Origin of the sequence: Fibrobacter sp. UWH6 (assembly GCF_900142465.1) — a bacterium.
Classification (GTDB): domain Bacteria; phylum Fibrobacterota; class Fibrobacteria; order Fibrobacterales; family Fibrobacteraceae; genus Fibrobacter.
This window is the reverse complement of sequence record NZ_FRAX01000004.1, coordinates 107,710-128,400: the sequence shown is the minus strand read 5'-3', so window position 1 is coordinate 128,400 and position 20,691 is coordinate 107,710. Positions and strand designations below refer to the sequence as shown.

Here is a 20,691-nt window from a genome sequence, read left to right as displayed (position 1 = left end):
CCAGATGCTCCCTAGAAAGCCGTTTCGATACGATGCCAAATACTGCGGTTCACGCGCTTGCCCTTGCCAGCCATTTCTTCCACTTCGCTGCGGACATCGGCTTCAAGATTGTTATTGATCAAGCTCTTATCACCGTCAAACTTTCCACCGGCTTCAAGATAGAGGCCGTAAACATTGTTGGAAATCTTGGTTTCGGCAGACATCACCTGACCAGCACGCACAGAAAGGGCAAAACGGTTGCGGGTGAATTCGCAACGGGCCAGGAAAACCTCGGGCACGTCGTCGATCCACAGGCCATAGTAGTTGTTAATGAACTGCACACTTTCGAAAATACCCTTGGAGCGGAACACCGTATTGCGGAAGGCATTCTCCACCACCAGGTTCTTCACTTCGAAAGGACGGCTAGAAGAAACAAAATGTAGACCGTTCCAGCTTTCGCTAGAGTCGGCACTGCGGAACACCACAGGCTTCTCGTCGGTACCGGAAATCTTTACGGAACCGCGAAGCATCAGCTTGGCGTATTCACCCATCAAAACGGTAACACCCGGTTCCACCATCAAGGTATCATTAGCAGAGAACACCACCCCCTGTTCCAGAAGGTAAGGGCTGTCAGCCTCCACAAGAGTAACCTTGCCGTTCTCGATCTGCGGGAAAGGCATCTCACCAGCCACGGCAAGACCGCACACAGAAAGAGCAGTCAGCGCAGCTGCAATAACCCCCGCAACTCGCTTAGGAATCAAAATCAAAATTCACTCCTCAACTTGATCTTCTGGATCACGTGCATTTCGGGAATAACACTTTCGGCCACCAGGTCGCTTACTGCCAGGTCGCCAGTCAGTTCCAGGTTCACAGAAGAAATGGCCCCGTGGGTCATATCAAACAGAATCGTTCCGGAACCCACAATAAAGCCCTTGCTGGACATACGAACGTCGGCAGTAGAGTCGGCCACTTCCTTGTACTTCAGGTTCATGCCGATCTTTGCCATCTGCACGCCGTCGTGAACATACTGGTCCTGCAGGGTAAATGCCTTGTACACCACCGTATTGGCCTTGTTGTTGCCCGGAATATCCATGGGACGTTCCCAGGTTTCGCCAACGGCAACGGGCTTACCCGGCAGCAACGGCTGCACCTTCAGGAACAGGCGGATCAAATCCAGGGCTTCGGTTCCGAGCATCACGGAATCTTCGATGACCGCATTGCTGACAATGCCGTCCTTGGCCATCTTGAACTGGAAATGTTCCGTGGACATATAACGTTCCATGCTGCGGAATTCATCCACAGAACGCTTGTCGGACTTGTAGTCCACAGAATCAATCTTCATCTGGAACTTGGCAGCCCCATCATCATAGGCGGTCACCAAAGTATTGGTAGCCTTGACCACCAGATGTGTATTCATGGCCTCGGGAGTGCCAGTCACCGTATCCATCGGCAAAATGGCATTCAGGGAAGATTCCAGGTAATAAGTCTGGGGCGGAACGTTCTGGGTATTAAAAGCCAAAGTAAATTCGTTACCGTCACAGGAACACAAAAACATGAGCGCAGCAGAGCTGGCGAAAAGCTTAAAGAAATTCATAAGTAAAATTTAATTTTTTCAAATTACGACACAGGCGGTTTGGCGCCAGAGTCACCCTTTTCAAGGCGCATCCGCTGAAAGAACAGCTTTAACAGCCCCAAACATTCCCCTGCCAGAACCCCGCCTGTCACGGGAACCACCCTTTTCAGGGCATTATTGGCAATCACGTCAATGGTCGTGCCGCAGCCACCGAAACGGGTATCCGGGGAACCATACACAACGCGACCGACACGGCTGTTCAAAATGGCACCGGCACACATGGGACACGGTTCCAAAGTCACATAGAGAGTGCAACCATCCAAACGCCAGTTATCCAGCGCATTGGCCGCCGTACCGATAGTCAGAATTTCGGCATGGGCCGTGGCATCCTTCAGCATCTCGATCTGATTATGCCCCTTCCCTATGACCACACCGTCCTTTACGATAACGCAGCCAATGGGAATTTCACGTTCATCAAAAGCCTTTTCGGCCTCACGCAAGGCCATACGCATAAAGCGTTCGTCTTCAGCATTCTGGTTTTCTAGGGAATCGGCCATAAACAAACTAAAAAGGGATTATACAAACAAAGAAATAATGGAGATAATCAGGGCAAGAACAGCTAACGATAAAGAGACAATTGAAATCGGAGACTTCGGCTCCTTAGGCAGCTCTGCATCGGGTCGAATATTTTCGGGAAGCAACTTGATCAAGAACCTCACCTGCTTTTCCAGGGCGGCACAACGGGATTCAAGACCCTCGAAACGATTATCGTGTTCTTCGTCCTTGATGGCCTGACGATGGAGTTCCTGATCCTGTGCATCATTCTTGTTGGTAATGGAATCAAGGCGGAAATCATGTTCGCGATCCTTGGCCACCTGAGACTTCAACTTGAATTCCTGACTCTGATTCTGTGTGCTCAGGGAATCAAGGCGAGCATCGTGCTCACGATCCTTTTCACGAAGTTCCGAAATTTCACTTTCTTTTACGTCTGACATAAACACCTCATCTTATACCCAAACGTGATCCCGAATATTTCAGTCTACTTCAAGCCTCTTCCATAGGCGCAGTTGTTATCTTCCTGCATATAGTCGCCATCGTGATAGTAGGCGGCACGGGCGCGACAGCCTCCGCAACGGTCATTGAACTTGCACTTGCCGCAAGCCCCTTCGTAAGCCTTGGTACGCAGTTTCTTGAAAACTTCCGCATTGGCCCAGATTTCGTCAAAGGGCGTATCGTGAACATCGCCTGCGTCTTCAAGCATGTAAGCACAAGGGCGAACGAGGCCCACCGGATTTACAATGCAATAATCCAGCCCGGCAAGGCAACCGCGGGTGTAGCGAGTCTTGATGCCCAACTGGTCAGCAATACGCAGGAACTGCGGAGCGCAAGTAGGCTTTACAGGAATACCCAGAGTGCGGCTCTTTTCCATAATGCTGCGGAGCAACTTTTCATACTCCGCTACATGAAGTGCATGATCCGCAATTTCCTTGCCACGTCCCACCGGCACTAAAAAGAAAATCTGATGGTTTACAGCACCGATGCTCTTGACCCAATCCATAATTTCCAGGATTTCGCCCTGGTTCCAATCCATAATGGTGGTATGAATCTGGAACGGGAGACCTGCGGCCTTGCAGTTTTCGATACCAGCCATGGTCAGTTCAAAAGCGTTGTCCAAGCCACGGAAATCATTATGACGCTTGGGATCGATACTGTCAATGCTAATGCCCATGGCCATGGCTCCGGCCTTCTTAAGTCCCTGGGCCAATTCAGCGGTAATCATGGTACCGTTAGTACCGAACACCGGACGGAGACCATTCCTGGAAGCATGTTCCACCAATTCCAAAATGTCCGGGCGGGTCATGGGTTCGCCACCGCTGAAAATCATGATCTTGAAACCGGCCTTGGTGATTTCATCAATGAGCTTGTGGCCTTCGGCAGTTGTCAGTTCTCGATCCCTGGTACCACCAGCGTTCTGGTAGCAATGCTTACAGGTCAAGTTACACTTATTGGTGGTCATCCAAGAAACGATCATGATTATCCTCTTTTTACTAGGGCTAAATATAAAAAATGGAAATCCTCAGTTTGGATTTCCATTTCCATATCAGTTAATAACTTGGTTATCAATTACAAACAATGTCTGATTAGAACTTATGGCAGTCCGTCATGCCTTCCCGATAAAAGTAGGTAGCGCCTTCACCCACATCATTCGGGCACTCCATGGTATAGCCTTCCGGGCAGGCGTCCACCAAAACCGAAGACTTCAAGTCCGAACTGGAGCCACCGCAAAGGAACTCTACAGACTCGTGAGTAAAACAACGGATTTCTCCATCATTGAATGTGTTAAGGCAAGCCTTGCCGGACTTGCTTCCGCCATTGTTTCCACCATTGTCCCCACCGTTAGATGCAGACGGAGACGAAGAAGAATCATCACCGCAAGCAGAGATTGCAGCGGCAAGACCCAGAGAAGCAAGAATCATAAAGAACTTTTTCATTTATTCTCCTAAAGATTTTGAAAATTTCTTTCCTAAAATATAACAATGAAATATTTTTTCATCATCGATAAAAATATAGAAAAAACTACTTCTTGATTTTTGCAGCAAATGTCAGTGCTGCAGAAATTGCAACCGCAAGCAAAGTGGGGCCAACAGCATCAAAGCCAGTATTTACAGCCACCTGGTAAGATGCAAAACCCACCAGCCAGGCAAATAAATTCCAGATCCAAAAACCCTTTCTTTCGAGATGTTCCTTCACAAAGAAGAACGAAACCAGAAGAACAGCCGCCATGGGCGCAAATACAGAAGCGATCAGGTACAAGAAATGAATGTAGTGGTCCACGATTCCCCAAATAGCAAGAACCGTACTGAGGGCGCAAACCACGACTCCCGTAACCTTGGGATTCAGCCTACCCACAATGGCCTTGGCCGATTCACCTGCAGAGTTGGCGGCCAAAAAGTTGGTCGTCACCGTAGAAAGGGCGACAATCAGAATGCCTGGGATACCGATGCCAGCCAAAAGAATTGCCTGGGCGATGTTGGTCCCTACACCAAGACCAGCAATCTGCAGGCCAATAAAGTACATCCAGAAGCTGGCGGCAGAATAGGCAATGGCAGAAACCGCAGTTGCCGCCCTGGGGCGAGCCACGTCCTTGGTATAGTCAGAAATTACCGGCAGCCAGGAAAGGGGCATGGCAATGGAGATCTCAAAGACCGTCCAGAAATTGAAGGTAGGAAGACTAGAGGCTGCTCCACTGGAAGCTACCGTAGCCGCGGCACCACCCAGGCCAAAGAACTTCGCGGTAAGCACCACCAAAAGAACGGCCAGCAAGCCCATGACCACCGTGGTGATCTTCTGGGTACGGCGAAGCCCCACAAAAACCCAGGCCGCAATAAGCACAGCCAAGATAATGCAAGTCAACGGGAATGAAACCGGCAAGTTCAAACCCGCCAAAGCCATGGCACCCTGGGCATTCAGAACTGCAATCCAGCCAATAAGCTGCAGCAAGTTCAACGAGGCAAAAAACTTGGAACCGTACTTACCAAAAGTGGAAGCCGTAGTCTCCATGGCGTTCAAGCGGACCCTGGCACCGATAAGTCCCACAAAGTACAGCATGATACCGCCCAAGACATGACCAAGAATCAGCGGGAGCCACAAACCATCGGGGGTATTGGAAGCCCCAATCTCGATACCACATTCAATTTCAGAAACGGAGATGGCTACACCAAACCAAATGATTCCGTTAGTAAAAACGCTCGTCTTCTTTTCCATATAAGTTCCTAGGAGTTTTTCAAATTTTGGGGAAAAAGATAGAAATAAAAGTCTAGTTTTATTACCCTAAAAGCAAAAAAGGCTTCCTGACATCAGGAAACCTTTATATGTGAAACTTGATTTAGAAAGACTAATTATTAGTCTTCACCGTCCAAGAGTTTATCACAACTGGAGTCGGCGGCATCAGCGTCGTAGAAGTACACAGCACCACTTCCGTCAGGAGAATCGCACTTCTTCTTTTCGCCACCGGCGCAGCCAGAACCCTTAGTAGCTGTAATTCCGAAATCCGGTGCACCTACACAGCTTTTTTCCAACTCATCAGCAGCAACAGCATTGGAAGAAATTTCAGCACAGGAATGCGAAGTAAGGGTTTCACCCATAAAAACGCGTTCAGTCTTCATGTCGCAAGATATAATCTTACCACCGCTAGAGGAAGAGTCATCACCGCAAGCAGTAATCATGGCTGCCAAACCCATAGCAGCAAGTGCGAGAGCAGTCTTTTTTCAAAAAAAGTGATTTAAACCTAAGCTAAAGTGCTTTTAGGACCTTGCGGGCAGCTTCGATAGTCTTTTCGATGTCGGCATCAGTGTGGGCAGAGCTGACGAAAATGGCTTCGAACTGGCTGGGGGCCAAGTAAATGCCTTCATCCAACATTCCCAGGAAATACTTGCGGAAAAGTTCCAAGTCAGACTTCTGAACATCTGCGAAGCAATTTACAGGACCATCAGTGAAGAAGACGCAACCCATGGAACCCACCTGGTTGGTAGTCATAGGGAGACCCGCTTCCTGGGCAGCAGCCTTGAGGCCTTTTAACAAGTTCGTCGTGGATCGTTCCGCACGAGTGTAATGTTCCGGATTGCGGCTCAGTTCGCCCATGGTAGCAAGACCAGCAGCCATGGCCACCGGGTTACCTGACAAAGTACCAGCCTGATAGATTCCGCCCAAGGGAGCAATCTGCTGCATCACATCCAGGCGGCCGCCATAAGCACCCACCGGCATGCCACCGCCAATGATCTTACCGAAGGTGGTCAGATCCGGCTTAATGCCGTAAAGGCCCTGGGCGCAATGAACACCCACACGGAAGCCGGTCATCACTTCATCGAAAATCAGGATGGAGCCATGCTTCTTGGTTTCTTCGGAAAGAGCCTGGAGGAATTCCTGAGTCGCAGGAACAACGCCCATGTTGCCAGCCACCGGTTCCACGATAACGCCTGCGATTTCATCACCGATGGCGTTGAAAGTTTCGCGAACCTGAGCCACATCATTGTACTGGAGCGTCAAAGTATACTTGGCAAGGTCTGCGGGAACACCCTTACTGCTGGGCTTGCCCGTAGTCAGCATGCCGGAGCCGGCCTTGATCAGCAGGCTATCGCTGTGACCATGATAGCAACCTTCAAACTTGATAATCTTATCGCGCCCGGTAAAGCCACGGGCAGCACGGATGGCACTCATGGTAGCTTCGGTACCGGAGTTCACCATACGAATCATCTCGATGCTGGGAACCAACTGCATCACCAATTTCGCAAGTTCAGATTCCAGACCGCAGGGTGCGCCAAAACTAAGGCCATTCTGAGCCGTTTCGGCAACAGCCTTGATAACGGCATCGTGAGCGTGGCCCAACATCATGGGGCCCCAGGAACCCACATAGTCCACATAGTCGTTTCCATCGACGTCATAGATATGGCTACCCTTGGCACGAGCGATAAAGGGAGGAGTTGCCCCCACGTTTCCAAAGGCTCGAACAGGACTATTGACACCACCCGGCATCAGGGACTTTGCTTCAGCAAACAGTTTTTCACTAACAGAATGATTCATAGGATACAATATAGGAATTATGAACTTTAAGCATCCCCAAGATTTTACAGTTGTGCATCAAAAAACTTCATGATTTTTCTGCAGCATCTCGCTTGACAGTTTGTTCTAAGTTTCATATATTCCGTCTATCTGCGAGTGCAGATTTTTTCATATATCGTATTCATCTGCGAATGCAGATTTTTTTTACATAGCTTCAACCTTTAACCTGCATTTTCCGCAGTTTGGATTGTCACCTTCTTTACAACAATCTAAACCGAGGTCACCCTTGAATTCAGGAGGTGACCCGAGGGCAGGTTCCCGGCGATTACAGTAACACAGAAAAGACTGGTTATGCGGACTTGGTATTTATCGCCGAAGTTCGTCAGGAATTTCTGACGGGCAAGGCCAAACCGGTTCAGGTCTGCGTCGGCTTCCTGGTGGAGCACAAATCTTCCAGCGACGATGGCGTCATGGATCAGCTCCGCAAGTACCACTACTATCTGATGGAAAACTAGCTGAAGGCCAATGCGGAAAAGGGGATTCCCTCCGTGGCAATCATCCTCTACAATGGCAAGGACAACTGGGACCCGCTTAAAAAGCTGCAGGCGTACCCCAAGGAACTCCAGAGGTACCTGCTCCCCTTCAAGTGCATCCTGCTGAACGTGAAGGAGGTTTCTGACGAATCTCTGAACGGATTCGGGGCGCGCCTTGCAGCCTTCATCTGCGCCATGAAGTACATCTGGAATCCAGACAATTCTCGGGAGACATTCTCTAAAGTACTGGACCGAATCCACAGGGAACTGCCCAAATCGGAAGCCCTTGACTTACTGTACCAGATGGATGTATATTTGAAAGGATGGTTAAGAGCCAACTTTATGGAGGCATTCAAGATGGATTTCGTTCGTCCCAATTACAAGACTGTCGGCGACGTTCTCAGGGAAGAAGAAGAGATCAGGAAGCTTGCAATCCCAAAGCCCTAAGATTCAGATTTCTTTCAGAAAAAAATCTCACCCGCGGTTATATACTGCGGGTGAGTTTTTTTTGAAACCAGTAGTAAAAAAAGCCCGCCGGCACTAAAACCAGCGGGCTTTTGAGAATTAAACAGTTATTCTTTATCCTTTACGCAACGGATGGATATTGCATAAGCTGTCTTAGTTTCAGTAAAAGACATTTTTCCTTTATTAGGGTCATCATCAGCATAGTCAAAAGCCAAGGTGGAATACGTACTTGTTGCCACCGGATTAGCATCAGTCGTCCAGAATGCCGTATACTTGTCAGGATTCCAACAATCGCTCGATCCACAATTACCTGTGGGAACGACACTGAATCCCAGTTCATCAGTTCCGTCCCATGTCGTGGATCTCAAAACTTTGGACGGATCGCCGGTTCCCCCACATGTGGCACGAGCGATTAGATCCTCAAAATCAGCCCTCGACGGCAAACGCCAATCCTCAGGGCAAACACCATTTGCACCGTAATAAAGCAGTTGTACACCGTCAGTATGTACTTTTGTCGTGACGGAAGAAGCAGGATATTGAATGTTTTCAGCAAACCATGTCCGATCACCGATGGTCACTGTCTTGTACTCATGCTTATCGCGAGTATCGATATAGGTACCCTTAACAGTCTCTTCACAAGAGGGGGCTGCACCGCTGGAGATTATCGGAGCGGCCGCGCTGGAGCTGTATTCAAATACTTCCGGTACAGCGCTGGAGCTCGGAACAGATGCGCTAGAGCTAGGAGCAGCTTCGCTAGAATAGGATGCGCTGGAGATTATCGGAGCGACCGCGCTGGAGTAGGCAGGTGCAGCGCTGGAGCTCGGAACAGATGCGCTAGAGCTAGGAGCAGCTTCGCTAGAATAGGATGCGCTGGAGATTATCGGAGCGGCCGCGCTGGAGTAGGCTGGTGCAGCGCTGGAGGTTGCTGTGCTGGAGGCAGTATTTTGAAGAAGTTCATCGTCGTCAAGGCAAATCCATTCTTCCGGATCATAGGGAGTGCTTCCGCACAAGGGCTCTTTGAGATTGACGGAATTGTCACCGCAGATAAGTTTCACGACACCATTGCCTTTGTCACTGATGCTGCAGCTGGCACCATCCTTACCGTCATTCACCACATATTCGGCAGATTCGCCTTCGGCGGTTTCGCAAGTGATGGTCGTCGTCTTCGTGCCATCATTATTTTCGATCTGCGATGCAGAGCAGGAAAGGCCATCTTCGCCCTTATCGCCCTTGTCGCCCTTGTCACCCTTATCGCCCTTGTCACCCTTATCACCCTTCAGGCTGGCAAGCCAGTCTTCCAAGGACAATTCGGATTCAGCCAGTTCGAAGGCGCTCTTGCCATTCCTGAGGGTGTCTAGGACTTCGCCATCGCAGCTAACTTCGATGCCTTCATTAATGATTTCGGCTGTACAGCTGGTGCCGTTGTCGCCATTGTCACCCTTGTCGCCCTTATCACCCTTGTCACCCTTGTCACCGTTCTTGCCGTCTTCGCCGTTCTTGCCGTTTTCGCCGTTCTTGCCGTTTTCGCCGTCTTCACCATTCTTGATGGTGCCTACGACTTTGCCATCGCAGCTAACTTCGACGCCGTCATCAACGACCTTGGCAGTACAGCTTGCGCCATTCTTGCCATCCTTGCCGTCCTTACCATCCTTGCCGTCTTCGCCATCCTGGCCCTTCAGGGGAACCCATTCCCCATCAGCACAGAAATACAGGGCAGCGGAATCAGTCACATAGGCCATTGCGCCCTGGTTGCTTTCGCTGCATTCACCAAGCTTCTCGTCAAGAATCGAGACGTTAGATCCTCCGTCAGATACGGTAGATTCATCACCGCAAGCAGACAATCCCAAAATAACAGCAGATGCAACTACTGCATATTTACCAAACTGAGCACTCATACTCACTCCTTTTAAAAAAAGACGCGGTAAATGTAAGAAAAAAAAATGATTTTGTCTACAAAAAGTAAGTTTATTTTTTTCCAGACAAAAAAATTTTTTATTTATTATTTCCTGCATAAAAAAAGAACCCAACGGCTGGGGTTTTTCATTTTATACAAAAAACTCCCCTGCAAAAACAGGAGAGTCATTTTTAGACAACAAGCACTCTACCCTAGCAGTCCCTTTTCCAGGATTTCCTTGGCGTGGTAGGTAATGATGATGTCGGCGCCGGCACGCTTGAATGCAATCATATTTTCGCGGATGATGGAATCTTCGTCGATCCAGCCCATCTTTGCAGCGGCCTTCACCATGGAGTATTCTCCACTGACGTTGTAGACGGCTACGGGGACGTTGCTGATTTCGGCAGCACCGCGAAGCACATCCAAAAAAGCAAGACCCGGCTTTACCATAACGATATCGGCACCTTCTTCCAAATCCAGTTCCACTTCGTGCATAGCTTCACGGATGTTGCGGACATCCATCTGGTAAGTTTTGCGGTTGCCGAAATGGGGTGCGGAATCGGCGGCATCGCGGAAGGGGCCGTAATAGGCGCTGGCGAACTTAGCGCTGTAACCCATAATGGGAGCGTTGGTAAAACCAGCTTCGTCCAAAGCTTCACGGATGGCGGTAATGTGACCGTCCATCATATCACTGGGGGCCACCATATCTGCGCCGGCAGCAATCTGAGAAACAGCTGTCTTTGCCAGAAGTTCCAAGGTGGGATCGTTATCCACATCGCAATCCTTGATGATTCCGCAGTGGCCGTGGCTCATGTATTCGCAAAGGCAGACGTCGCAAATCACGTAGATTTCCGGGAATCTGGCCTTGATTGCACGGGTGGCGCGCTGAACGATACCATCATCATCATAAGCCTGTGAGCCCATTTCGTCCTTATGGTCGGGAATACCAAACAGCAACACGGACTTCAAGCCCAAAGGTCCAAAGGTTTCAATTTCCTTCAGCAGTTCATCGATGCTGAAGCGGAACTGGTTGGGCATGCTGGGAATTTCTTCTTTGACGCCCTCCCCTTCTACCACGAACATGGGGTAAACGAGGCAATCGGGGCTAACGGAAGTTTCCGCAATCATGTTGCGGATGGTAGTATTCTGACGAAGACGACGAGGACGGATAATCATAGGTTAAAGTTTTAAGGTTAAAGATTAAAGGTATGAGGTTTAATAATCGCGCCGAGGGCGCCTTGTTTTAGCACAAAACTCATTACTCATAGCTCACAGCTTTCTTTTTCAATTTGTTCTAGGTCTTTTTTCCAGTCTGCCTGAATTTTCTGTTTCAGTTTTTTTGCCAGGCTGGGAGCGCGGCCCTGGGAGGAAACGGTTACGGTGATGTTTTTACCAAAGTCCATTCGGGCGGGAACAATGAAATCACCGTCCAGGTAATCGCAAGCGTTGTTCACCAGAATGCGGCGGGCTCGCGCATCGTTACTGACTTGTGCATTTACTGCCGGCTGATCCGTACAGATGAACACCATAGAAACGGAACGAAGATCCAGAACATCGTAAGGACGCTCTTCCAGAGTTACAGTCGTAAGAGAATTCTGCGGCACTTCTAGAGTCTTGAACTCAGGATCAAACATGGGTGCCACCACGGTGATGCGGGCTCCTGTAGGAAGCAAGGTCTTTACCTTACGAAGGGCTATGCGGCCACCGCCCACCACCAGCACATTTTTACCTTCCAGATTCATTTCAATAGCGAAAAGGCTGGAATTGGAATGAGCTTGATTTTCCTTTTGTGCTTCGGCGCGATTCGCACGACGAACACCATTGACCACCATATCCGCAAAGCCATCCCATTCTCCCAGGGGTGGCAAAAGCGTCATGGGAATCTGTGGGAAGTCCTTCTGGGCTGCGGCAACAATGGCGGGAATATCACCCTTGGAATGCTGACCGTTCAAAAGCAAGTAAGGCAACAAGGTTACGGATTCCACATCCTCGCGTAAGATAGCACGCAAATCATTATCCAAATCCACAAGGCTAGTACTTGCTATACGAGCGTCAGGCATATCCTTACGAAGGCGGTCAAGAACAGTTTCAAAACCGCGGTAAGCTCCCGGACGGATGCAGTTATGGGCGATAATCAGAACGACTTTCATACGGCGTAGTATTCCGTGATTTTCTTGACCAGGGAATCCATGGAAGTCTCTTCGCTTTCCACAACTTCAAAGTCGTACTTCTTGGCGGTGGCAGAGGTCAGGCGACCAATGGAGAAGGCCAAATGAGGGCGCTGCGCGCTGAGGTTTGAGGCCGCACCTTCGGTGCTTTGAGGTAATTTCAAAGCGTTCATGAAATTTTCCACGGCACTGGAGCTGGCGAATACGACGGCATCAGCACCGGCAACGGCTTCACGCTTCCAGTCGGGCAAGGTGGCCACAGGAAGGGTTTCGTAAACCACCCAACGGGTTGCCTTCGGCAAAAGCTTCAAGATGGTATCGTCGGCAAGATTTCCCTGGAGAAGGAGGATGCGAGATTCTTCGACTTCGCACTTCGTGCTTCTACCCAAAGGGCATAACTCAACTTGAGAACTAAAGTTCTTAGTTTCGTATAGCTCAGAATGACTCGCACACTGTGTTTCTGAAAGACACTTGGAGGCGAGCAATTTGCCCAGACCTTCGCCGGTGTGATCTTCGGGAACGTAATCACAGCGAATACCCCGTTCCAACAATTTCTTTTCGGTAATCTTCCCAACACTGGCGATTTTCTTTCCGGCGAGAGAACGAATATCCAGACCCGCCCTGAACAACAATTCAAAGAAGGAATCTACGCCGTTGGTACTGGTGAATGCGAGGACGTCAAAGTTTGAAAGGTCTGCGAAATCAGCAGCAGTCCCATCCAAAGAACCTACGCGAGGTTCAACACCACGAGTCTCGATCATGGGCGTCTCAATAACTTCGGCTCCGAGAGCCGTCAGGCGGGAAGCGATTCCCCCAGCCTGCTTTGCGGCTCGAGTAATCACCAGACGCCTACCGGACAGGGGCAAATCCTTTCGCCATGCAAGAATCTTGCCCAATTCCACTACGCCACCCATAATGGTAATGGCAGGAGCGGTTACGTTTTCACGAAGGATAGTCTCCCCTGCGGTTTCCAAGGTACACATAACGGTACGCTGGTAGGGGGTTGTTCCCTTTTCGATAAAAGCCAGAGGAGTCTTGGGATCCTTACCGCATTCAATCAGACGGCGAGAAATCATTTCCATATTGGAAATGCCCATCAAGAAAATCAGAGTGCCAGGGCACTTGGCAAGAGCGGGAAAATCGAGACCAGAAATGCTAGATTCTTCGACTCCGCCCTTCGTGCTTCTACCCAAAGGGCATAACTCAACTTGAGAACTAAAGTTCTTAGTTTCGTATAGCTCAGAATGACACGTCTGCATTTCCTGCTTCTCATGGCCGGTAACAATGTGGAAGCTGGTAGCAATTCCACGATGGCTTACAGGAATGCCTGCGTAGGCGGGCACAGAAATGGCACTTGTGATACCGGGAACCACTTCGAATTCCACACCGGCATCAATCAGTTCCAAAGCCTCTTCGCCACCACGACCGAACACAAAGGGATCACCACCTTTCAGGCGGGCGATTACGGCACCAGGCTTTTCCTGGGCAAACTTCACCAACAGTTTATTGATTTCGGATTGCTTAACCTTGTGATGTGTAGGCATCTTGCCTACATCCACCATTTCGGCACTTGCATTACAAAAAGACAAAATTGCCGGAGAAACCAAACGGTCGTACACAACAACATCGGCACGTTCCAAAATGGACTTGCCCTTCAAGGTAAACAGACCCGGATCACCGGGGCCTGCGCCAATCAAATAAACTTTACCAAAATTCTTCATTCCGTATTATAATTTAGAATTTATGGTAGGACGTAAAATCTTTTATTATTCAGCCAGCTGCTTTTTAATGAGTTCCGCAAGGGCAACGCCCAAAGCCTTGGATTCTTCGAGCGTATTGGATTCATTCATGTGGATTTCACGGGACGTTTCAGCACGAAGCAAACGAGAGGAAGATTCGTCCCAATAGATACCGCGAATTTTCAAAGTACGTACATCACCAATTGCGTCTTTTTCAAATTCTGCAAAACTTGCCACAGGGAATTGGCATCCTGCATCCAGAGCCTTCAAGAAAGCCATTTCGGCAACGGCAATACAGAAGGTGGGAACGTGGTTTACGCGGGAGAGGATCGTTTCGACACACAGCTCTTCGGGTTGGCGCAGGGTTTCAATGGCGAGGATGCCCTGGCCGCTGGCAGGGAGCATCTGTTCGGTGCTAAAATATTCAGTCACCTGATCCGTCAACCCCATTCGGTTCAAGCCGGCGGCAGCAAGGACAACACCGTCCAATTCGGCCAGCTTAGAAATGCGGGTCTGGATGTTTCCGCGAATGGGAACGTATTCCAAATCCGGGCGCAAGGCCTTCAGCTGAACGACACGTCGAATGCTACCCGTTCCAACCTTGGCTCCCGCAGGCAGGTCCATAAAGCGGATGCCAGCGACACCCCCGCGGGCCAAAAAAGCGTCACGGGGATCTTCGCGTTTTAACACGGCAGCCAACTTAAACTGGGGAAGCACTTCGGCAGGCATATCCTTCAGGCTATGAATCGCAATGTCAGCGCGCCCTTCCAGAAGAGCCACTTCAAGTTCCTTGATAAAAACGCCCTTGCCTCCAAAACTTGCCAGGGACTTGTCCAGACGACGGTCCCCTTCAGTAGTCATAGAAACCAGTTCGTATGAGAGGCCCGCGCAGTCCCCACCATCGGCGCAATTCCCACCGACCTTTTCGTCAGCGAAAAAACTGCGGTTGGCCGCAACGATTTCATCGGCAGCCTGGGTGGTCTGGGCAAGCGCCAAGGCGCTCTTACGGGTCGCGATTCTTAGCTTCATTACATAACCTTCTGCTAGATCCTTCGCTACGCTCAGGATGACACGTTGCAAAGGCATTCCAAATACTTCTGAACGTTTTCAGGAGAATTTTTGTCCTTTACCTTATAGAGGTACTCGCTGGCGATTTTCTTGGCGAACCGTTCAAACATCATCTGAATTTTTTCAGATTCCGCAGTTTCCAAATTCGGCAAGGAGCGGAGCAATTTCTCAGATTCCTCGGAAGCCATCCGCATCATCTTTTCGGCCTGGACATTAATAAGCTTGGCCACATCATCCATGCGGTACCACTGCAAAAATTCCTCGATACCTTCCTGAAGGATTTTCTGGGCGGCCTCCAGTTCGATAACGCGGAGGCGGCGGTTTTCATCCACAACTTTCTGCAGTTCATCGACGCAGACATAGGTAACGTCCGGAAGTTCGCCAATAGAGGCTTCACCATTACGGGGGCTTCCCAAGTCGATGACCAAGTGGGACTTTTCCTTTAAGGCGGCAGCGTACTCATCCCTGGTAATAATCGGGTCATGGCAAGCGCTACATAGAATGACCACATCGCACGTTCCAACCACATCGTAGCGGTTTTCAAACGGAACAGGAGTCAACACGTCGGCAAACTTTTCGGCATTAGAAAAAGTGCGGCTGCTGGCAAAAATGTGAGTCGTATATTCCTGAACATACTTCAACATCAGGGAACCCATTTCGCCAAGGCCGATAATGTAGACCGAACGGTTTTCAAGATCGTCAAAAGTCTTAAGGACCTGCTTCATGGCCAAAAAGGGAATGTTGCAGCTAAGCTTGCTCAAATTGGTTTCGGTCTTGATGCGCTTGGTGGTGTGAATGGCACTCTGAAAAAGCTTATTCAGGCTGTTGCCTGTAGCCCCAAGCTGGTGAGCCGTTTCGTAAGCACGATTAATCTGGTTAAGGATCTGGTCCTCCCCCACGGCCACGGAATCCAGGCCCGCACACACGTTCATCACATGATGGGCCACATCGTCACCACACTTCACATAGAAGAACTGTCCGAAGTCTTCAAACTTCTGTCCAACCAATCCGCAAATGTAGCGGACCAGTTCGCCTTCTTCAAGTTCCCTGTCGCTGGCCACGTAAAATTCAGTGCGGTTACAGGTGGCAAGAATCAAAAGTTCATCAAAAGGTTTGCGCTGGAGAGTTTCGGTCTTTATATCCATGGGGATATAGAACTTCTCGCGGACAGCAATATCCGCGACCTTATGACTCATTCCTGCCATGTAGATTTTTCGCATGGCCCAAATGTAGAAAAAACGTTCTGATCTTTAATGTTCTTCAATCCATTCGTACCGTTCTTTCATCCACTTCACCATGGCTTCAACCGCTTCATCGTAAGAATCATACGGTTCCTTCAAAGCCCAGTTTTCGGTATTGCGGATAATGGGCCAACGCTTGTATTCATTGGCAATAGCCTTCTCGATTCCCTTACGGTACAGGGGCACGCTATCGATCAAGTCATAAAAAAGTTCCTTGTGATCTTCCCAGAATTTTTGCGCTTCCAACAGAACGTAATAGTCATTGAAAATTAGACGGTTCCAGCGTTGAGAACGAATGTACCAACCATCGGCAGATTTATTCTGATCATAGGAAGCATTGCCGAAAGCCAGGTCAAAATCCCACAGGGGGCCAAAATGAATCAAGCCTCCCTTCGACCAAGTCATATAAACGCTGCGGGCAAAAGAGCCATCTTCATTCTTTGAATATTCCTGCACCCAATAGTAGCGCAGATAATCTTCCATATCAATCCATTTGCTCATGGTATCAGAATAACCATTGTGACCGCCATGAATAAAAATCTCAAATTCATTCAGGTGTTCCGTCAGCAGCGCTTCTGACTTTTCCGTCATATTCTTGGGCGACTTCACATGGAATGTGTATCCCAAATTCGTGGTCACATAAGGCGGATCCAATTTTTTACTGTCTTCCTTTTCAAACAAAAAGGTAGAATCGTTCTCTTCGATGTTCACCCGGTTCTTGCCCACCTTTACGGTTTCAGAAAAAAGGTAGAGGCCCATATATTTGCGATTTAGATAAAGCTCTACAAATTGCATCTTGGGAGTATATCTCGCCCCAAGCCATTCCGAAATTCTGGACATCATAAAATTCCGCAAATGAGTCTTGTCCCCATAATTGGCGATCAGGGCCCAGTCCCTATTCTTGGGCATGCCGAACATTTTTACCTTGTCTTCAAATTCCAGTTTCAGCCCGTACTTGGGCATCTTGGCGCTTGAATTTCCGCGGCCACGAACAGTCAGCTTATAGACACCGCTAACCGGAGCCGAGTCGCCATAAATCTGGAGCCGCGACGGGAATTCCGTTTCAACATCCCGGATCTGAGAAAAATTTTCGGTCTCGATAACCACACGGGGAATACCCGCATAAGGGTACTGCGAATCATCAATGGGCAAGTAATCCATTTCGTCATCCGTTCCATCATAAACACAACCGCCAAACAACAAGGCGATCAAAAGGAACATCAAACTTTTTACGAAAGACAACCGCATACGACATTTCAAAAATACAACATAAATCATCATTTGTTTAAATCTTTGATATATTTGGAGCATGATGCGAGGGACTTCCATTTTAATGTTGTTGGGCGCGGCCGCCATGGCCTACGCAACCGAAGTCCTGCACCCTATTTTACCCCCAAGCACCTGGGCCTCTGTAGAAGGAGCCGTCGATCTAGACGAAGACATCTACAGTGCCGACATGAATGTCTCTGCCGAGTTTGCCCTTCCTATGACCGGTGGCAAGGCCAGCCTTTATGTTGACGGAGCCTTCCGCTTCTTGAGCTTCAGCTACGAATATTCGACCAAGGGGTACGTCCACAATTACTGCAACCTTCACGTAAACGGTTTTAACGAAACCTACGTAGGCGCCAAGTTCATGCCCTTCGTCAACGAAGAAGCCGACATTCTGAAAGGTGCCGGCCTGAACGTCGGCTGGCGATTCCCTCCAGGAGAAGGTTCCCAGCGGAACCGATTCCACCGTCTGAACATAGAGCCCTTCTACGCGTTCAAGTTTACGCAAAGATTGATTTTGGGGACCGCATTCAGGTACAACAGATTTTTTGAAAAGAACGACTTCGCCCCAGGTGACGAAGTCGGCTTCAAGGCATCTCTGGCATGGAAATTCTGGTGGAACGAAAGCACACAGAGTGGCTGGATTTTTGACCAGGTGTTCCTATACCAGAACCGAATCCACGAATCCGAAAACCTGCACATGGACAAGCCCTACCGCAAAATGAAGGACGACTTCCATGGTTACAAGATGCGATTCGACCTTTCCAGAAGGTTCAGCGCCCTCCCCATTAGCCTAGGTCTCAATTACGAAATTCACGAAGGCACCCTCTTCGGTTTCGAGACGGGTCATCGCATCGGCATCTTCCTGAAAGCAGGAATCTAGAAGTACTTATAGCTGGTCTTCTTAAGTTCGCGTACAGAATGCAGTACCGCAAACTGAGGATTGCCAAGAGCCGCCACAGCCTCGTTCACAAAACGCAGAAGTTCTTCGCTTGTAGAAGCATGGAACATGGCATAAACATTATAGGGGAACCCCTCAAACGGAGGGCGTTCATAGCAATGGGACACGTGGGAATTCGCCGCGAGAACCGCACCGGCAGCAGACCCATCAGCCACATCAAAACAAACCATGGCATTGCACGGGAAGCCGGCATCCTGATGGCGAAGTACGGCCCCGAATCGGCGCATACGCCTGGACGTCAGGTCAGAACAAGCATCCTGTAAAAGATCCGCCAGAGACTTCGTCCCGCTAATGACATCCGCGAAAAGTTCGTTAAACGGAGTCAGGGAATGAGGCAAATCTCCACTCAGCAACCGGATGCGGGTTCGGTCAGAAACAGACAACGCCGAAACGTTCAAGGCATTCGCCGAACTTACCGAGTTCATCGCGCTAGCCGAAGGTTCGCCCTGCTTTGTCGAAGTCCTGGAACGCCGAGACATGACCGTGTTGATCTTGAACATCTTGCGGGCCGGCATGGAATGAACATCGTGCAGAGCGGTCTCCCCGCAAAGTTTATCGATTACAGCCTGCAAAGCCAATTCACTTTCGGCAATGACCGTAAACCACACATTATACTGGTGAGACCTGACGTAATTGTGGGTAATGGCAGGAATTTCCATAACCGCAGCAGCAAACTGTTCCAGGGCAGAATCGTCAGTGGCACCAGTCGCCACGCTAGGAACCTTGCCGGCACACAGGCGGCTTACCAGACCAAGTCGTTTTGTATCGTACACACCGCCAAGTCGACGGATAACGCCAGATGAACGAAGGGATTCAACCACATCAAATACAAGCTGTTCCGTAGTATGCAAATGTTGAGCATCATCCGCATGCTGCAACACGGCTTCGCGATTCAGCATATCGGCCAAGGCAGCATAAGGACGTTCCACAATGGGGAATCCGTCCTGGATGATGTCAAGGATTTGCTGTTCTAATTCAGTCATAATATAGTGGTTAATAAGCAGTGGTTAGTAAACAGGTTTATAATTCTAATCACTAACCACTAATCACTGTTGACTAGATAACCACTTCGTCGTCGTTCAGGTAGCAAGCCGGGTCCATTTCCCAGAAGTCACCTGTAACAGCTTCGGCGCGGGTACGGAAGTTACCGTTGCAAAGGTTCAGGAAGGCGCACTTGGGGCAGCGACCCTTAAGCAGCGGCTTACGGTTCTTGAGGCCCGCCATAATGGGATTGGATTCGTCGGTCCAGATATCGCCGAACTTGCGTTCGCGAACATTGCCCAGGGTAATGTACTGGGTGAACTGGTCGGGATGAACGTTACCGATACTGTCGATGTTACCGAAAGCCATACCGCTACGGTTACCGCCATTGCTCTGGATCAGTTCCAGAATCTTCTTGGCGCGTTCCGGATCTTCGCGCTTCATGCGCTGGTACAGATACACGGCGTCGGCGTGATTGTCGACAGTCAGAATTTCCTTATTGAGACCACGCTTCTTAAAATCAAGAACGCGGTCGATAATCAAGTCCATGACTTCACGGCTTTCTTCGTGGCTCAGGTCATGGTCAACAATGCCGCTGCCACGGCCGCTATAGACCAGGTGGTAGAAGCAGGCACGATCGATGTTTTCGGCTTCGATCAAATCGAAGATGGAATTCAGGTCGCGGAAATTGTCCTTGGTAATGGTAAAGCGGAGGCCCACCTTCTGACCGGTAGCCACACAGTTACGAATGCCGCGGATGGCAAGCTTATAGGCGCCCTCTTTACCGCGGAACTTGTCATGGGTAGACTCGTTACCATCAAGGCTAATACCAACATAGCCCACCCCCATGGCCTTCAGCTTTTCGGCCACTTCGGGAGTGATGCATGTACCGTTGGTAGAAATTGTAGGGCGAATGCCCTTGCTGGCCGCATAGTTGGCCAGTTCAAAAAAGTCGGGGCGAAGCAGAGGTTCGCCACCGCTGAACAAGATCACAGGAACCTTGAATTCAGCCAGCTGATCGATAAGTGCCAGACCTTCTTCGTGGGTCAGTTCGTTCTGATACTTGATGGCTTCAGAACGGGCATAGCAGTGTACGCACTTCAGGTTGCAGGTCTTGGTGCAGTTCCAAACCACCACCGGGCCGCGGCCTTCAGAAACTCCGTTCTTGGCTTCGTGAGCCTTGGGAGTATAGCGCAACTGGTCCCCATAATTTGGGGCATCCATCAAAAGCTTGGTAATACTGATCATCGTGAATTCTCGG

At 49.6% G+C, this 20,691-nt stretch carries 21 protein-coding genes; 3 read left to right on the top strand and 18 right to left on the bottom strand.

The genetic code is table 11. The features are described from left to right. Positions 1-11: 11 nt before the first annotated feature. From BUB73_RS05300 to hemL, 9 genes are all read right to left on the bottom strand, one after another. On the bottom strand, positions 12-746 hold the full coding sequence (locus BUB73_RS05300; protein ID WP_249269270.1) for a right-handed parallel beta-helix repeat-containing protein: 735 nt from the start codon (positions 744-746) through the stop codon (positions 12-14). Beyond that, complete coding sequence (locus BUB73_RS05295; protein WP_073159371.1) at positions 743-1,573, bottom strand: hypothetical protein; 831 nt, start codon at positions 1,571-1,573, stop codon at positions 743-745. Before BUB73_RS05295 ends, BUB73_RS05300 begins: the two co-directional genes overlap by 4 nt. Positions 1,574-1,596: 23 nt before the next feature. Further along, positions 1,597-2,109, bottom strand: coding sequence for a tRNA adenosine(34) deaminase TadA (gene tadA / locus BUB73_RS05290; RefSeq protein WP_217650871.1), 513 nt, complete (start codon positions 2,107-2,109; stop codon positions 1,597-1,599). Positions 2,110-2,127: 18 nt separating this feature from the next. After that, positions 2,128-2,547, bottom strand: coding sequence for a hypothetical protein (locus BUB73_RS05285; protein ID WP_073284167.1), 420 nt, complete (start codon positions 2,545-2,547; stop codon positions 2,128-2,130). Between the two features lie 44 nt (positions 2,548-2,591). Then, positions 2,592-3,584, bottom strand: a complete 993-nt coding sequence (nirJ2, locus tag BUB73_RS05280; RefSeq protein ID WP_073235350.1) for a putative heme d1 biosynthesis radical SAM protein NirJ2 — start codon at positions 3,582-3,584, stop codon at positions 2,592-2,594. 109 nt (positions 3,585-3,693) lie between these two features. Further along, positions 3,694-4,044 carry a hypothetical protein gene (locus tag BUB73_RS05275; RefSeq protein ID WP_073159377.1) on the bottom strand — a complete coding sequence of 117 codons (351 nt, stop codon included), beginning with the start codon at positions 4,042-4,044 and terminating at the stop codon, positions 3,694-3,696. Between the two features lie 85 nt (positions 4,045-4,129). Continuing rightward, on the bottom strand, positions 4,130-5,317 hold the full coding sequence (locus tag BUB73_RS05270; protein WP_073284165.1) for a cytosine permease: 1,188 nt from the start codon (positions 5,315-5,317) through the stop codon (positions 4,130-4,132). Between the two features lie 137 nt (positions 5,318-5,454). Next, on the bottom strand, positions 5,455-5,778 hold the full coding sequence (locus tag BUB73_RS05265; RefSeq protein WP_175552189.1) for a hypothetical protein: 324 nt from the start codon (positions 5,776-5,778) through the stop codon (positions 5,455-5,457). 67 nt (positions 5,779-5,845) lie between these two features. Continuing rightward, positions 5,846-7,132: a glutamate-1-semialdehyde 2,1-aminomutase gene (gene hemL, locus BUB73_RS05260; RefSeq protein ID WP_073284159.1), complete on the bottom strand. Its 1,287-nt coding sequence runs from the start codon at positions 7,130-7,132 to the stop codon at positions 5,846-5,848. Positions 7,133-7,410: 278 nt separating this feature from the next. On the opposite strand from hemL, the gene BUB73_RS05255 reads away from it, so the two are divergent. Then, entirely contained in the window at positions 7,411-7,626 is a 216-nt protein-coding gene (locus BUB73_RS05255; RefSeq protein ID WP_073284156.1) for a hypothetical protein, read from the top strand. 33 nt (positions 7,627-7,659) lie between these two features. After that, positions 7,660-8,091, top strand: a complete 432-nt coding sequence (locus BUB73_RS05250) for an Rpn family recombination-promoting nuclease/putative transposase (protein ID WP_073284144.1) — start codon at positions 7,660-7,662, stop codon at positions 8,089-8,091. Positions 8,092-8,216: 125 nt separating this feature from the next. Here BUB73_RS05250 and BUB73_RS05245 read toward each other — a convergent pair whose 3' ends face one another. The 7 genes from BUB73_RS05245 to BUB73_RS05210 all read right to left on the bottom strand — a co-directional run bounded on the left by BUB73_RS05245 (position 8,217) and on the right by BUB73_RS05210 (position 17,467). Continuing rightward, a complete protein-coding gene (locus tag BUB73_RS05245) occupies positions 8,217-10,004 on the bottom strand; it encodes an FISUMP domain-containing protein (protein WP_073284141.1) in 1,788 nt (595 codons plus the stop codon). A gap of 206 nt (positions 10,005-10,210) precedes the next feature. Next, complete coding sequence (hemB, locus tag BUB73_RS05240) at positions 10,211-11,179, bottom strand: porphobilinogen synthase (RefSeq protein WP_073159389.1); 969 nt, start codon at positions 11,177-11,179, stop codon at positions 10,211-10,213. 86 nt (positions 11,180-11,265) lie between these two features. Then, positions 11,266-12,153 (bottom strand): NAD(P)-dependent oxidoreductase, encoded by an 888-nt coding sequence (locus tag BUB73_RS05235; RefSeq protein WP_073284138.1) that lies wholly within the window; start codon positions 12,151-12,153, stop codon positions 11,266-11,268. After that, positions 12,150-13,892 carry a uroporphyrinogen-III C-methyltransferase gene (cobA, locus tag BUB73_RS17645; protein WP_254795004.1) on the bottom strand — a complete coding sequence of 581 codons (1,743 nt, stop codon included), beginning with the start codon at positions 13,890-13,892 and terminating at the stop codon, positions 12,150-12,152. Before cobA ends, BUB73_RS05235 begins: the two co-directional genes overlap by 4 nt. 45 nt (positions 13,893-13,937) lie before the next feature. Next, on the bottom strand, positions 13,938-14,939 hold the full coding sequence (gene hemC / locus BUB73_RS05220; protein WP_073159442.1) for a hydroxymethylbilane synthase: 1,002 nt from the start codon (positions 14,937-14,939) through the stop codon (positions 13,938-13,940). Between the two features lie 32 nt (positions 14,940-14,971). After that, positions 14,972-16,198: a glutamyl-tRNA reductase gene (gene hemA / locus BUB73_RS05215; RefSeq protein WP_073159395.1), complete on the bottom strand. Its 1,227-nt coding sequence runs from the start codon at positions 16,196-16,198 to the stop codon at positions 14,972-14,974. Positions 16,199-16,228: 30 nt separating this feature from the next. Then, positions 16,229-17,467 (bottom strand): CotH kinase family protein, encoded by a 1,239-nt coding sequence (locus BUB73_RS05210; protein WP_158535417.1) that lies wholly within the window; start codon positions 17,465-17,467, stop codon positions 16,229-16,231. A gap of 61 nt (positions 17,468-17,528) precedes the next feature. Between BUB73_RS05210 and BUB73_RS05205 the strand changes: the two genes are divergently transcribed. Continuing rightward, entirely contained in the window at positions 17,529-18,371 is an 843-nt protein-coding gene (locus BUB73_RS05205; RefSeq protein ID WP_158535416.1) for a hypothetical protein, read from the top strand. On the opposite strand, the gene BUB73_RS05200 is transcribed toward BUB73_RS05205, so the two are convergent. Both BUB73_RS05200 and nirJ1 read right to left on the bottom strand, forming a co-directional pair. Continuing rightward, complete coding sequence (locus tag BUB73_RS05200; protein WP_073284133.1) at positions 18,368-19,432, bottom strand: Lrp/AsnC family transcriptional regulator; 1,065 nt, start codon at positions 19,430-19,432, stop codon at positions 18,368-18,370. The two genes, BUB73_RS05205 and BUB73_RS05200, sit on opposite strands and share 4 nt — an antisense overlap. Positions 19,433-19,505: 73 nt before the next feature. Beyond that, positions 19,506-20,678, bottom strand: coding sequence for a putative heme d1 biosynthesis radical SAM protein NirJ1 (gene nirJ1 / locus BUB73_RS05195; protein ID WP_073235308.1), 1,173 nt, complete (start codon positions 20,676-20,678; stop codon positions 19,506-19,508). Positions 20,679-20,691 lie beyond the last annotated feature (13 nt).

Excerpts from the sequence above, each read along its gene's own strand:
- BUB73_RS05275 (WP_073159377.1), bottom strand. The coding sequence starts at position 4,044 with ATGAAAAAGTTCTTTATGATTCTTGCTTCTCTGGGTCTTGCCGCTGCA.
- nirJ2 (WP_073235350.1), bottom strand. The coding sequence starts at position 3,584 with ATGATCGTTTCTTGGATGACCACCAATAAGTGTAACTTGACCTGTAAG.
- BUB73_RS05235 (WP_073284138.1), bottom strand. The coding sequence starts at position 12,153 with ATGAAAGTCGTTCTGATTATCGCCCATAACTGCATCCGTCCGGGAGCT.
- BUB73_RS05285 (WP_073284167.1), bottom strand. The coding sequence starts at position 2,547 with ATGTCAGACGTAAAAGAAAGTGAAATTTCGGAACTTCGTGAAAAGGAT.
- hemL (WP_073284159.1), bottom strand. The coding sequence starts at position 7,132 with ATGAATCATTCTGTTAGTGAAAAACTGTTTGCTGAAGCAAAGTCCCTG.
- BUB73_RS05270 (WP_073284165.1), bottom strand. The coding sequence starts at position 5,317 with ATGGAAAAGAAGACGAGCGTTTTTACTAACGGAATCATTTGGTTTGGT.
- hemA (WP_073159395.1), bottom strand. The coding sequence starts at position 16,198 with ATGCGAAAAATCTACATGGCAGGAATGAGTCATAAGGTCGCGGATATT.
- nirJ1 (WP_073235308.1), bottom strand. The coding sequence starts at position 20,678 with ATGATCAGTATTACCAAGCTTTTGATGGATGCCCCAAATTATGGGGAC.
- cobA (WP_254795004.1), bottom strand. The coding sequence starts at position 13,892 with ATGAAGAATTTTGGTAAAGTTTATTTGATTGGCGCAGGCCCCGGTGAT.
- BUB73_RS05265 (WP_175552189.1), bottom strand. The coding sequence starts at position 5,778 with ATGATTACTGCTTGCGGTGATGACTCTTCCTCTAGCGGTGGTAAGATT.
- hemC (WP_073159442.1), bottom strand. The coding sequence starts at position 14,939 with ATGAAGCTAAGAATCGCGACCCGTAAGAGCGCCTTGGCGCTTGCCCAG.
- BUB73_RS05295 (WP_073159371.1), bottom strand. The coding sequence starts at position 1,573 with ATGAATTTCTTTAAGCTTTTCGCCAGCTCTGCTGCGCTCATGTTTTTG.
- tadA (WP_217650871.1), bottom strand. The coding sequence starts at position 2,109 with ATGGCCGATTCCCTAGAAAACCAGAATGCTGAAGACGAACGCTTTATG.
- BUB73_RS05200 (WP_073284133.1), bottom strand. The coding sequence starts at position 19,432 with ATGACTGAATTAGAACAGCAAATCCTTGACATCATCCAGGACGGATTC.
- BUB73_RS05210 (WP_158535417.1), bottom strand. The coding sequence starts at position 17,467 with ATGCGGTTGTCTTTCGTAAAAAGTTTGATGTTCCTTTTGATCGCCTTG.
- BUB73_RS05205 (WP_158535416.1), top strand. The coding sequence starts at position 17,529 with ATGATGCGAGGGACTTCCATTTTAATGTTGTTGGGCGCGGCCGCCATG.
- BUB73_RS05245 (WP_073284141.1), bottom strand. The coding sequence starts at position 10,004 with ATGAGTGCTCAGTTTGGTAAATATGCAGTAGTTGCATCTGCTGTTATT.
- hemB (WP_073159389.1), bottom strand. The coding sequence starts at position 11,179 with ATGATTATCCGTCCTCGTCGTCTTCGTCAGAATACTACCATCCGCAAC.